The 12,714-nt window shown below is 42.3% G+C and carries 12 protein-coding genes; 8 read left to right on the plus strand and 4 right to left on the minus strand.

Features of this window, described 5'->3' with window-relative positions; all coding sequences use genetic code 11:
- Nucleotides 1-7: 7 nt before the first annotated feature.
- Complete coding sequence (locus tag FTU58_RS02390; RefSeq protein WP_004976117.1) at nt 8-1,120, plus strand: glycosyltransferase family 4 protein; 1,113 nt, start codon at nt 8-10, stop codon at nt 1,118-1,120.
- Between the two features lie 337 nt (nt 1,121-1,457).
- Here FTU58_RS02390 and FTU58_RS02395 read toward each other — a convergent pair whose 3' ends face one another.
- The gene (locus FTU58_RS02395; RefSeq protein WP_180061987.1) at nt 1,458-2,585 is read right to left on the minus strand and encodes an endonuclease/exonuclease/phosphatase family protein; all 1,128 of its coding nucleotides are present in this window, start codon (nt 2,583-2,585) and stop codon (nt 1,458-1,460) included.
- A 189-nt stretch (nt 2,586-2,774) separates the two neighbouring features.
- Between FTU58_RS02395 and asd the strand changes: the two genes are divergently transcribed.
- The 5 genes from asd (at nt 2,775) to truA (ending at nt 8,692) form a co-directional block, all read left to right on the plus strand.
- Complete coding sequence (gene asd / locus FTU58_RS02400; RefSeq protein ID WP_004976115.1) at nt 2,775-3,893, plus strand: aspartate-semialdehyde dehydrogenase; 1,119 nt, start codon at nt 2,775-2,777, stop codon at nt 3,891-3,893.
- Nucleotides 3,894-4,062: 169 nt separating this feature from the next.
- Complete coding sequence (locus tag FTU58_RS02405; protein WP_242757254.1) at nt 4,063-5,481, plus strand: FimV family protein; 1,419 nt, start codon at nt 4,063-4,065, stop codon at nt 5,479-5,481.
- A 66-nt stretch (nt 5,482-5,547) separates the two neighbouring features.
- A complete protein-coding gene (locus tag FTU58_RS02410; protein WP_180061988.1) occupies nt 5,548-6,855 on the plus strand; it encodes a fimbrial protein FimV in 1,308 nt (435 codons plus the stop codon).
- A 46-nt stretch (nt 6,856-6,901) separates the two neighbouring features.
- On the plus strand, nt 6,902-7,882 hold the full coding sequence (locus tag FTU58_RS02415) for an asparaginase (protein WP_180061989.1): 981 nt from the start codon (nt 6,902-6,904) through the stop codon (nt 7,880-7,882).
- Nucleotides 7,883-7,894: 12 nt separating this feature from the next.
- Nucleotides 7,895-8,692 (plus strand): tRNA pseudouridine(38-40) synthase TruA, encoded by a 798-nt coding sequence (gene truA / locus FTU58_RS02420; protein ID WP_154321070.1) that lies wholly within the window; start codon nt 7,895-7,897, stop codon nt 8,690-8,692.
- A 132-nt stretch (nt 8,693-8,824) separates the two neighbouring features.
- On the opposite strand, the gene FTU58_RS02425 is transcribed toward truA, so the two are convergent.
- A complete protein-coding gene (locus tag FTU58_RS02425; protein ID WP_004976104.1) occupies nt 8,825-9,832 on the minus strand; it encodes an AraC family transcriptional regulator in 1,008 nt (335 codons plus the stop codon).
- 230 nt (nt 9,833-10,062) lie between these two features.
- Here FTU58_RS02425 and infA point away from each other — a divergent pair, with 230 nt between their 5' ends.
- Together infA and FTU58_RS02435 are read left to right on the plus strand one after the other, a co-directional pair.
- Entirely contained in the window at nt 10,063-10,284 is a 222-nt protein-coding gene (infA, locus tag FTU58_RS02430) for a translation initiation factor IF-1 (protein WP_001284370.1), read from the plus strand.
- 158 nt (nt 10,285-10,442) lie between these two features.
- The gene (locus tag FTU58_RS02435) at nt 10,443-10,853 is read left to right on the plus strand and encodes a hypothetical protein (protein WP_167845758.1); all 411 of its coding nucleotides are present in this window, start codon (nt 10,443-10,445) and stop codon (nt 10,851-10,853) included.
- A 114-nt stretch (nt 10,854-10,967) separates the two neighbouring features.
- Here the strand turns inward: FTU58_RS02435 and leuB are convergent, their stop codons facing one another.
- Nucleotides 10,968-12,047 (minus strand): 3-isopropylmalate dehydrogenase, encoded by a 1,080-nt coding sequence (gene leuB / locus FTU58_RS02440; RefSeq protein ID WP_180061990.1) that lies wholly within the window; start codon nt 12,045-12,047, stop codon nt 10,968-10,970.
- Nucleotides 12,048-12,086: 39 nt separating this feature from the next.
- Nucleotides 12,087-12,650, minus strand: coding sequence for a hypothetical protein (locus tag FTU58_RS02445; protein WP_154321072.1), 564 nt, complete (start codon nt 12,648-12,650; stop codon nt 12,087-12,089).
- Nucleotides 12,651-12,714: the final 64 nt, after the last annotated feature.

The following is a 12,714-nucleotide window of genomic DNA, read 5'->3' on the forward strand; positions in this document are numbered from 1 at the left end:
AAGATTCATGAAAGTCATGCAGTTATTACCCGAATTAAACAGTGGCGGTGTAGAACGCGGTACGCTCGAAATCGCCCGAGCCTTGGTCGCTCAAGGACATACGTCATTGGTGGTGTCGAATGGCGGACGGATGGTTAACCAACTCGAAGCTGAAGGTTCCACTCATTTAAAGTTAGCCATCCACAAAAAATCATTATCAAGCTTGTGGCAAATCCGTCCTTTACGCCAACTGATTATGCAACATCAACCTGATATTGTGCATGTACGTTCCCGCGTACCTGCATGGCTAACTCATTTTTCCCTAAAAGGTATTCCAGCCGAAAAACGTCCACACTTAATTTCAACTGTACATGGTTTTTATTCAGTTAACCGTTACAGCCAAATTATGACCCAAGCGGAAAAAGTGATCGCAGTTTCTGACAGTGTAGTCAAATACATTCGTGATCATTATCAAAACTGTCCACCTGAAGATATTGTCCGTATTTATCGTGGAATTGACCCTGCTGCATTTCCGCACGGGTATCAACCTTCGGCACAATGGATGCAACAAACCTATCAAGATTTCCCAGAACTTGAACATAAGTTTTTAATTTGTTTGCCGGGACGTATCACCCGCTTAAAAGGTCATGAAACATTGATTGATCTAATTGCGAAATTAAAAACCCAGTATCCACAGATTCATGCTGTTGTTGTAGGCGGTGCAGATGTTAAAAAAGCAGCTTATTTACAGGAACTGGAACGCAATATTCGGGATAAACATCTGACCGAAGCGATAACCTTTGTTGGACACCGTTCTGACATTCGCGAGTGGCTTGCGTTTAGCGATATTGTACTTTCACTTTCCAATCAGGCGGAAACCTTTGGACGCACTGCACTTGAGGCTTTATCTGTAGGAACACCTGTGATTGGCTGGAACCGTGGTGGTGTGGCTGAAATTTTGTCACAACTGTATCCGCAAGGGCTCATCGCAGCAGATGACCAAGTGGCTTTATTCAATGCAGTGCAATTGCATCTGGAAATACCGCAAAGTGTCACCCCTGTTGAATTGTTCAGCTTGGCAGATATGTGTCATCAAACCTTAGATTTATATCAGCAAGTTTTGCAGTCAAAACACACCTAAAGCCTTAAAACTGAATCGAGCTGATTGAAATTTAATTTGTTTAAAAACAATGAGAATGAAAAAATAAGCCCTAAAAAATCATCGCCCGAGTTCTACATCCTGTAAAACTCGGGCTCATGAGGTTGTGCTTTCAAAACTTATTGTTATTTTGTTGTGTGGCGTTCCTTACCTACATCATATCCTTGATGTTTATCCCTCAGCGTCGTCTTCCTTAATGGGATATTCCGTTCCCGAGTCCTTGTGCTGATGAATTAATCTTAACCAGATCAGTCAGAATAAACCATGCGTCATGCGCCTAAATCCGTGTAAGCCATTTCGTACACTTTTCGTTTAATTTCTAAACTGATTTATTCTGCGCTTTATATGGTTGTGCAATTTCATCGGTCACCAGTTTTTCTTCTTGCTCTGCTTTTTCAATCCCATCCTGAATCGCCTGTTGTGCTTCCTGCTCATCGGCATCGGTTTGCGGCAGTTCTTCCTGAATTCGATCAAACACCCGCCCAGTTTGCAATACCACATACACAGGAAAATGATCTGAACCAATATGTGCTAAACGCTGCATATCTACCAATGCAAAATCTGTACTATGAAATACATGGTCTAATGACCAACGCAGTAAAGGATAATCGGCATGAAAGGTATTGATATAGTGCCGCCCTACGCGCGGGTCGAGCAAGCCACTGATTCTTTGAAACAAGCGCGTAGTCCGCGACCACGCCACATCGTTTAAATCACCCATTACGATACAGCTTTCATCTAAATCTTTAATTTGATCGCCCACGATGAGTAACTCCGCATCACGCAAAGTTGAATCTTCGGCCTCGGTAGGACTTGGTGGTTTAGGATGCAAACAATACAACTGTACAGGCTGCCCCGAAGGCAAAATCACACTGGTATGAATAGATGGAATTTCATCACTCAGAATAAATTTGATCTCACTGTCTTTTAATGGCAAACGGCTATACAAATGCATGCCATATAAATTATCTAAAGGCACAGCGACCCGATAAGGATAGTCGGCTTCAATCACAGACAAGGCTTGTTGCCATGCCAAATCAGTTTCTAAAGTCAATACCAAGTCTGGTTTTAAGGCTTGAATATGTTCAATCAACAGATGATATTTCTGATTTGGTGTCAGAACATTGGACACGATTAATGAAATTTGTTTTTCAGGATTTAGCTGTTCTGGACGAACTTGTTTGACCTGTTTTTTCCACAGCAAGGTGTAGGGCAAGACCATTTTGAGCTGATAAGCCAAAGCCGCAATCAGTCCAATTAAAATCACTTGGCTAGACACATCCCACGTCTGCTCCCAAATCAGTAGCAAAACAAAGGCAATGATGCCTAAAACCAAGATCTGTAAACGTGGAAAATCTGCGCCCCGAATCCACCATTCATCACGTGGAATCAGTGACCAAAAACTTAACCAAATGACTAATATTGCAAGCCCTTTTACCCAAATCATCTTGCTTTACTCTTTTGTATTTTTTGTCGTTTTTACATGAAAACCAAAGTTATCAATTTTGTATGTAACACAAACAAGAGATTTCACTCAATAATACTCATGTTTTGTTCATGTAATGCTTGCAGTTGCGCCCCCTTTTGATAGACTTATATTCCTTTATTGTTTTTTAACGCACCGAGGCAAAGTGGCATGAAAGTAGGTCTGGTCGGTTGGCGCGGGATGGTGGGTTCCGTCCTTATGCAACGTATGGTTGAAGAAAATGATTTTGCTCATTTTGAACCATTCTATTTCTCTACCAGTAATGCTGGTGGTGAAGCACCAGCATTTGGTGGTAAGACTGCTCCAGCACTTATGGATGCAACAGATATTGAAAGTCTGAAGCAAATGGATGTCATTATTACCTGTCAAGGTGGTGATTACACTTCTGCCGTTTTCCCGAAGCTTAAAGCTGAAGGTTGGAATGGTTACTGGATTGATGCTGCATCTACCCTGCGTATGGATGATGAAGCGATTATCGTACTTGATCCAGTCAACATGAATGTCATTAAAGATGGCTTGGTGAATGGCACCAAAACATTTGTGGGCGGTAACTGTACTGTTTCACTCATGTTGATGGGCTTGGGTTCATTATTCCAAAACAATTTGGTGGAATGGGCAACTTCAATGACCTATCAAGCAGCTTCTGGTGCAGGTGCGCAAAACATGCGTGAGCTGATCACAGGCATGGGCTACTTGTATAACAACACCAAAGACTTGTTGGATGACCCACGTTCACCAATTTTAGACATCGACTCTAAAATTGCCGAATTACAACGCGGCGAAGGTTTCCCATCGGCAAACTTTGGTGTGCCTTTAGCGGGTTCTCTCATTCCATATATCGACAAACAGCTTGAAAGCGGTCAGTCAAAAGAAGAATGGAAAGGTCAGGTTGAAACCAACAAAATTTTAGGCAATCAGCAGATTGTTCCTATTGATGGTCACTGTGTACGTATTGGTGCAATGCGTTGTCACTCTCAGGCAATCACATTGAAGCTGAAAAAAGACGTTCCATTGAACGAAATTGAAGATATGATTCGTCAATCAAGCCAATGGGCAAAAGTGGTACCAAATACACGCGAAGCATCAATGACCGATCTTACCCCAGTTGCAGTTACAGGGACTTTAACAGTACCTGTTGGTCGTTTACGCAAAATGAACATGGGTAAAGAGTACCTTGGTGCATTCACTGTAGGTGACCAATTACTTTGGGGTGCAGCAGAGCCATTACGTCGCATGTTACGCATCTTAATTGATTACAAAAATGCTTAAGCCTCGTCTTGAGCACTGAATCATTTTGGATTCTGTGATCAAACTCAACAAGCCAGTCAAATTTGACTGGCTTTTTTATGTAATCAACGTGTTAATATTTTACAATCGACATACAACTCGCTACTCTATCCTTTTCGCCTTGCGATAAATGACCGAGCTAACAATTAAGATGACTGTATATAACAAATTAAAGATCGCCATTTTATCTATTTTGGCTTCACAGCAAATGTATGCAATGAATGTTGACCCGATTCAAATTCAGTCAACAACTGGGGAATTGCTCTATGCCGAAATCAACTTTCGTCAATCGAATGTGAATGAAGCGATTGATGTCAGTTTAGCTACGGCAGAAGATCTGATGTCGATTGGTGCGAGTCACCGTCCGCCTGGTCATCTTAACTTTTTTACACGTCGTAACAGCAATGGTACAGGGGTTATCACCATTACCTCATCTCGACCGTTAACCGAGTCTGAGTTGAATATTGTGGTCAAAATTAAAGAAGGCAATGCAACCCGCCTGCAACATATTCGCACCCCATTAAAACGCAGTGCACCTGCGCCATTGGCCGCTATGCAACGTAGCAATGAACAAGCTTTAATGCCTGTTATGATTGTCAATGAGCAAGATATTGCTTTAAATTTACCTGTAAGTACGGCCTATCAGGTTGAAACACCCAAAGCAATTGAACAACAGGCTTTTGAAGCACCGCTAACCATTAAACGCAATACACCGCCTGCGTTAAACCATCAAGCAGTAACAGTGATTCAAACTGCGCCAAGCCGTAGCGCAGCGAGTGAAAATACGACTGTTGCTGCTCCAAAAGCAGCGCCAGCAAAAACAAATAACAACCCAACACCGACAGCATCTACAGCGACTACGTCAGTCACTGCACAACAATCGGCTGATCCATTGGTACAAAAATTTGCTGAACAGCAACGTACGAAGCAACTAGCACAAACTCAGCCTGCTGCTGCAACGAAAAAGCCTGCACAAATAGCGGCTACACAAGCTAAACCAAGCCCTGTAACAGCGAAACCTACGGTCAATACTCAACATGTAGTGCAATCGAATGAATCATTATGGGCCATTGCCTCACGCATTGCGGGCGAAAACAATCGCCCTGTTGCCGAAGTGATGCAACAAATTAAAGCCAATAATGAGCATGCTTTTATTCAAGGCGATGCCAATCGTTTACGTCGTGGTGCGACCTTAAATTTACATGCACAAGCTAACTCTAAAACAGAGAAAAAAGCCGCAATTCCAAAACCAGAAACGGCCAGTACACCACAATCAGGCAAAGCCAAATATCGTTTAAATCAAGCAGAAATGAGCCTCGTGGCAGAGAATCAACAGGACTCCACCCACGGTTCTGCCAAGAAGAACACACAATCCACACAAACTTCGGGTGACTTGTCATTAAAAGTTATGACATCCCGTGAGAAAACCGTTAAATTACAGAGAAACGTAACAGAATTAGAATTGGCATTACGTCAGAAGGATCACAGAATTCAATTACTCAACGCGCGCCTTGCTGAACTGCAACAACAATTGCAAAAACAACAAGCCGCAAATAAGCCAAAACACTAAATGTTACACACAATGATTTTTTTGGGATAAGGTCAAACAGGGACCACATCCTCAAGGGGTATAAACATGCTGATTTATGTGATTCCGTTTATTTTATTACTGGTGATCGCAATTTTCTTGAAAAAGCGTGAAGCAAGTAAAGAAGCCGAACCAAGCAACAAGAAAACAGCAGCGCCAGCCAAAACCAGTGCCAAGAAAACCACAACTACCAAAAAAGTTGCCCAGAAATCGGTGGTGGTTGAAGAGGTTGTTCCAACACCACAACACTCTACCCCTGTTCCTGTAAAAATCCAAACCAACATTGAAAACCTGATCAAAGAACGTAATTTCTTTGCTGCAGAAGCACAAATTAACCAAGCATTAAAACGTGATAACTCATTGCATGGTTTGTATTTGTTATTGCTTGATATTCATTTACAACAAAAAGATGAATTTGCAATTGATCAATTGCTGAATCATTTACGTTCTTTAGAGCTTGACGATATTCTGTCACAAGCTGAAGCGAAAAAAGCCAGTCATGCACATGAAGATATTGCTGAAAAATCAGCAAATGAAGCGCTGACAGCAGCTCCAAGCAGCTTAGATTTTACTGCACCTGTGAGTACGCCAAATCAAACGGCTTCTTTTGACCAGTTACAGCACGAACTGACCTCAAATAAAACTGCAGAACCTGAAGCAGCTTTAGAATTTGACACCTCATCGTTAAATTTCAGCCCTGCAGCTACACCTGTTGTAGAAAAAGCAGCCGAACCTGAAGTCAAAGCAGAACCTGCTGCACTGGATTTTAATTTCTCACTCGATTCCACAGCAGCAGAAGCAAAAACTGAAGCGCCTGCAATTACAGCTGAACCAAGTGTAAGCCCTGCAGAGGAAGTTAAACCGCTCGACTTCACGTTTGATTTAACACCAAGTCCAGCTGAAACAACAGCCCCAGAATCAACAGTCAATGAAGCTTCTTCAGTCAAAGCCCCAAGTCTAGACTTCAATTTTTCTACACCAGAAAGCGCATCTGCGGTTGAAGCAAAAGCTGAACCTGCAACGCCTGATTTTAATTTCACATTTGACAGTGCGCCTGCTGAGGAAACCAACCTTCAGCCTGCAATTGAACCTGAAGTCATTGCTGCACCAAGTATTGCACTTGAACCTGCTGCAACCGTTGTCAGCACAGATGTTGATCTAAATGATCCATTGGTGAAATCATTCCCAGACTTATCTCAAGTAGATGAAATTCAGTTGAATTTAGACTTGGCGAGCCAATATGTGGAATTGGGCGCTTATGATGCTGCGAAAGCTTTACTTAGCGAACAAGGCGCAAATTATTCTGCTGAACAACGCCAACGTGCCGATCAGTTACTGAATCAAATCGCTTCTTAATTCAAATCAGATTAAGATAAAGCAGTCATTCTTGGCTGCTTTTTTTATGATGAAAAAAATTGCGTTAATCTATATGGGCGGCACTTTTGGCTGTGTCGGTGAACCACTAAGCCCAATGCCTGCGGAGCAATTTCTGCCACGCTTGGCACAGGTCTTACCCCTAAATTTAGAGATTGAATGCTTTGTTGCCCCTGTCATTAAAGACAGTAGTGCCTGCACAGCCGCAGACTGGTTACAGCTCATTCAATATATTCAAAAATTACAACACGATGATTTTCAACATTTCGTTATTTTACATGGCACCGACACCCTCAGCTATGCCAGCGCAGTCTTGGCACGTTTTTTAGCGCAAAGTACCCATGTCATTCTCACGGGTAGCCAATATCCCTTACTCAATGCACAAGGCACAGATACCCGTGAATTTAGTGATGCCTTGGACAACCTAAATTTTGCTTTACAACAGATTCATCAAGTGACTCAGGGAGTATATCTGGCCTTCCATCAGCAACTGATTCATGCCGCAACGGCACTGAAACAACACACCACCGAGTTAAATGCATTTACAGGTCAGTCTGCTTTGGTTTACACGGAGAACAAATCGCAGAATGAGCCAGCATTCAACATTAGCACTCAACATATTGAAAAAGCCCAGCACTTTAACTGCCTGAACTGGATGTTACAGCCAATTGCCATTTCCGCTTTGGTCGATAATTTAAAAGCCTTACAGCAACAGCCACCACACTGCCTCATTTTACAGAGTTATGGTACAGGCAATATGGCCGTCAATGCCGAAGTGATTGAGTTAATTCAGGCCTTACAAGCTCAACAATGTGCCGTGATTCTCACCACCCAAGTCACTTTTGGTGACATGCAACAACGCTATGCGATCAGCCAGTGGTTACAGGACAGTAAAATTTTAATCAGTGATTGCCAAAGTCACGCAGATCTTTATGCCAAAGCCTTAAAAATGTATTTACAATACGACAGCCTTGCACAGTGGTATGCGCATTGGCAGTCTTCAGTGTGATTTGAGGTGATTATGCAGCGTTTTGCAATCGGAATTGAGTTTTGTGGCATTCGGTATCGGGGTTGGCAAACCCAGCAAGCAGGCGTACCTAGTGTGCAGGAAACCATTGAAAAAGTTCTGAGCAAAATTGCCGATGAACCCATTATTTTACATGGTGCAGGACGTACCGATGCAGGCGTGCATGCAACCAATATGGTGGCACATTTTGATACGCATGCCATTCGCCCTGAACGCGGTTGGTTGATGGGTGCCAACAGCCAACTACCCAAAGACATTGCAATTCAATGGATTAAAACGATGGATATGGACTTCCATGCTCGTTTTAAGGCTCAGGCACGGCGTTATCGCTATGTCGTGTATAACAATCCACAACGCCCTGCCTTGCTGCACAAACAAGTCACTCACGCTTATTATCCCTTAGATGTCGATAAAATGATTGCGGCTGCGCAGAAATTTGAAGGGACACATAATTTTGAAAGCTTTCGTGCCGCAGCGTGTCAGTCCAATCAGCCTGTCCGTCATGTCAGCCATTGCCGCTTAATTCGTCACGGCAATTATTTAGTGTTAGATATTCAAGCCGATGGTTTTTTGCATCACATGGTTCGCAATATCATGGGTTGTCTATTGGAGATCGGGCAAGGTTTGTATGACATTGCACATATTGACCAAATTTTTGCAGCTCAAGACCGTAAAGCAGCAGGAATTACTGCCCCGCCAGATGGCTTGTATTTTATTCAGGCACATTATCCTGAACAGTATGATTTACCGAAAGTTCCTTTAGGGCCACATTGGTTAAACATGCCGGAATAATTTAATCCCTCCCGACCTCCCTTTTCCAAAGAGAGGAGCTCCATTTCGAGGCGTTAAAAACGAAAGTCCCCCCCTTTGAAAAAGGGGGATTTAGGGAGGATTCTGTTTAGGAAAGGTTTTAAATTTTCAAACTTAACGCTGTTTACGTTTTCTATATTCCACTGGAGTTTCATTGGTCCAGCGTTTAAAAGCACGATAAAAAGTACTTGGCTCTGAAAAACCCGTTAAGTACACAATCCGCTCCACGCTTTCATTGGTATTCGATAATAATCGTTTAGCCAAACGACATCGATAATCGGACAGAATTTGCTGAAAACTGGTATTGGCTTCACTCAATTGGGTACGCAAACGACGTGGCGTGATATTCAATTGTGCCGCCACTGTTTCTAGTGTCGTTTCTCCACTTTCTAAGGTCGAACCAATGGCACGGCGCACTTCACCAACCAAATCATAACGCGCCAGTTCCTGCAGTTTTTCCAATGCCAACTGTTCGTGTAATTGCAATAACTCAGGTTCTGCCTGCCACAGTGGATAATCCAAAATACTCGGATCAAAATACAAACGCGTTTCTTTCTGCCCCAAACTCACAGGACATTCAAAGACACGGAAATATTCATCATCTGCAGCACCATCACTAAAGTTAAAGTCAATATAAATAGGCTGAAAACGACCTTCGGTAATGAATTTAAAGAAGCGTAAAACACCCGACATGGCGCATTCAGAAAAATGACGATTGACGATATTTTCTGACCACGGCTGCACGCCATTGGTTAAATAGCAGCGTCCATCTTCCACCACCAATTTGGCATCAAAAGCATCACTAATCAGGCGTTGATAAGCCAAAGCACGTTTTAGGCCTTCACCAAAGTTTTCTGAAGAAATAAACAAATGTTCAATCACCTGCCCGCGATAAAGTGGCAAATGTTCCCCCAGATGTAAACCAATATCAGGGTCTTTACTGACTTCCTCAGCCGCAACCCAAAACGCATATTGTGCATTTAAAGGCGTACGTTCATTGGCTTCGACCTGATTTAAGGCCACACCTGCTTTTGTTAAAATATCTTCGGTTGGCAACCCCGCACGACGAATCGCTTGGTAGCCTAAACGCAATACAACCGATGCATCAGTTAGCTGACCCACGCAAAAACCTTCCTTGTATGTACTTCATTTATACTTAAAAAGATTGAAATTAGATTAACTGCGATTGACCGAACTGACAACCTACCCAAGCCCATTTTTACAGAAAAAGTATAAACCGATGATTCGCTTATTTTACTAACAGATGCGCTGTGTATAGGGTAAAGCATCTTGTTTTTTTCAGAAAAATTGCCTATAATTTGCGCCTTTCCAATTTGATACTCAGGTAGGCTATGGCCAATAAAGAGGAACTCATCGAGTTCGAAGGCGTTGTCACCGAAACGCTTCCTAATACTATGTTTCGTGTACGTTTAGAAAACGGTCATGAAGTGATTGCTCACATTTCTGGTAAAATGCGTAAACACTATATTCGTATTTTAACAGGCGACAGTGTGAAAGTTGAAATGACACCTTACGACTTAACCAAGGGTCGCATCACTTATCGCGCACGCTAAGTTTTAGAGTAAGCTAAAGCCACTTTCGGAGTGGCTTTTTTACGTTCACTTAAAAAAATTCTGTTTAGCCTTTAATTCGTCCCCGCCGCTTATCGAATCACCACATTCTTTTCTTGCATTGCCTTCTACAATAAAGTTTTGAGCAAGGGAGAAAAAGCATGTTATTTCGATCCTGCGTTGCTTGTATAACAGGTCTTTTTGCGCTCAGTTTAGTGGCGTGTAGTAGTAATCCACCGCATTCCACTTTAAACCGCGATGCGTATTTACAGCAATTTATTGGTCAATCTAGCCAATATATCCTGACCCATTTGCAATTAAGCCAAATTGGCTATCAACAGCTTGGTACAGCTCAAGCTACCCCTCAATTGCTACATTACCGTATCATTATTCGTCCTGTACGTGTTCCGATCCCTATGGCGCAGCATCCCACTACAGGTATTGGTGCTGTTCCGTTAAATATCGGTATCCCGAGTCATGAAAGTTACGATGTTGCACTGACTTGTGATTTGTATTTTCGCCTACAGCAGGGTATTGCTACCGCAGTGTATGTTTCGGGACAACGCTGTTAAGTCTCCTAGCTAAAACACTCTGAAAGTACAAAACCAATAAAAAAACGCAGCCCGAAGACTGCGTTTAATGATTTGATTTTGAGCTGTAAGCGATAGGTTAAATCGCTTAAATTTTTAGTTGAGTGCCGTAACGACTGCTTGACCCATTTCAACAGTACCAACTTTATTCATGCCTTCAGACATAATATCGGCAGTACGTAAACCTTGATCTAATACATTGCCTACTGCATCTTCAATGGCTTTTGCTGCCGCTTCTTCGCGGAAGGTGTAACGTAACATCATTGCCACAGAAAGAATGGTTGCCAATGGGTTTGCCAAGTTTTGACCTGCGATATCTGGCGCTGAACCATGGCAAGGCTCATACATACCTTTGCCATTTTCGTCTAAAGATGCAGATGGCAACATACCAATAGAACCTGTCAACATCGCCGCTTCATCAGACAAGATGTCACCAAACAAGTTACCTGTCACCAATACGTCAAATTGTTTTGGCGCGCGTACCAATTGCATCGCTGCGTTATCGACATACATGTGCGACAAGTTGATTTCTGGGTACTGTTCTGCATGTAACTGAGTCACGGTTTGCTTCCACAATTCAGTCACTTCCAGTACGTTGGCTTTATCCACCGAACATACTTTACCGCCACGCAATTTCGCCATTTCAAACGCTACTTTTGCAATGCGTTTGATTTCTGACTCAGCATATACGTCGGTATTAAAACCTTGTTTTTCACCATTTTCTAATTCACGGATACCACGTGGCTGACCGAAATAGATACCACCTGTCAATTCACGCACGATTAAGATATCTAAGCCTGATACGATTTCAGGTTTTAAGCTTGAAGCATCTGCCAATTGTGGATACAAAATTGCAGGACGTAAGTTAGCAAATAAATTGAGTTCTGAACGCAATTTTAATAAGCCACGCTCTGGACGGATTGAACGCTCAATGTTGTCCCATTTTGGACCACCAACTGCACCCAATAAAATTGCATCGGCTTTTTTCGCTTGCTCAGATGTCATTGCTGGGTACGGTTCGCCATGTGCATCAATTGCAGAACCACCCAATAAACCTTGTTCCCAAGTCAAACCCAAATTGAATTTTTCATTGACACGTGTCAGCACTTGTTCAGCAGCTTTCACAATTTCTGGACCAATGCCGTCACCAGCTAAAATCAAAATATGTTTTGACATGAGAGTTTCCATTGTTCATGACAGTCAAAGACTGTGGGATTAAATTTTTTGTTCTACAAACTCACCCAAGCCATTTAAGACATTGTAGGGTTTGCAAAAACGTCGAATGGTTTTGTTGTTTTGCACCAAATCTACACATAAAGGATCTGGCGCAGACACATTTAATAAGCTGCCTTTAGTACGACTTCGATCACGATACATTCTAAAGGTATATTTTTGCTTGGCATTAAACTTATGAATTACATGCAGTTTTTCTGCACGATCTTTAGAAATGGGATAAAAGCGAATCACCAATTCATGTTGTTTAGGCGGTACAGATAAATACAAGGCATTGGATTTATTTAAGGATGATTCCTGTAAACGCACTAAACCCTCCTGAATGGCAGCACGTGTAACACGATGTTTTTCTGCATCGACAATTGTGACCGTATTTAAACGCTCAAACTCACAATCATCTGTACCCGCACAGTAAATCAGTGCATTGGATTTGCTTTGTTCAGTTTCTTTCACCTGTTTAATGCGTGCTGTATTCCACGTTTGGCATGCGCTTAGCATGGTGATACATAATCCAATGACAGCAAGCCGACCGAAAATTTTAGTCATTGTTCGCGCCCAACCTCACCTGTTAGATACAAAATATAAAAATTATTATGTGCCGATGTTAGCA

It is taken from the genome of Acinetobacter sp. YH12120, from assembly GCF_013418795.1.
Classification (GTDB): domain Bacteria; phylum Pseudomonadota; class Gammaproteobacteria; order Pseudomonadales; family Moraxellaceae; genus Acinetobacter; species Acinetobacter towneri.

Bases quoted from the DNA above. Each gene is read 5' to 3' on its own strand.
- FTU58_RS02405 (WP_242757254.1), top strand. From the start codon at position 4,063: ATGACTGTATATAACAAATTAAAGATCGCCATTTTATCTATTTTGGCT.
- FTU58_RS02390 (WP_004976117.1), top strand. From the start codon at position 8: ATGAAAGTCATGCAGTTATTACCCGAATTAAACAGTGGCGGTGTAGAA.
- FTU58_RS02395 (WP_180061987.1), bottom strand. From the start codon at position 2,585: ATGATTTGGGTAAAAGGGCTTGCAATATTAGTCATTTGGTTAAGTTTT.
- leuB (WP_180061990.1), bottom strand. From the start codon at position 12,047: ATGTCAAAACATATTTTGATTTTAGCTGGTGACGGCATTGGTCCAGAA.
- FTU58_RS02410 (WP_180061988.1), top strand. From the start codon at position 5,548: ATGCTGATTTATGTGATTCCGTTTATTTTATTACTGGTGATCGCAATT.
- FTU58_RS02445 (WP_154321072.1), bottom strand. From the start codon at position 12,650: ATGACTAAAATTTTCGGTCGGCTTGCTGTCATTGGATTATGTATCACC.
- FTU58_RS02435 (WP_167845758.1), top strand. From the start codon at position 10,443: ATGTTATTTCGATCCTGCGTTGCTTGTATAACAGGTCTTTTTGCGCTC.
- infA (WP_001284370.1), top strand. From the start codon at position 10,063: ATGGCCAATAAAGAGGAACTCATCGAGTTCGAAGGCGTTGTCACCGAA.
- FTU58_RS02415 (WP_180061989.1), top strand. From the start codon at position 6,902: ATGATGAAAAAAATTGCGTTAATCTATATGGGCGGCACTTTTGGCTGT.
- asd (WP_004976115.1), top strand. From the start codon at position 2,775: ATGAAAGTAGGTCTGGTCGGTTGGCGCGGGATGGTGGGTTCCGTCCTT.
- truA (WP_154321070.1), top strand. From the start codon at position 7,895: ATGCAGCGTTTTGCAATCGGAATTGAGTTTTGTGGCATTCGGTATCGG.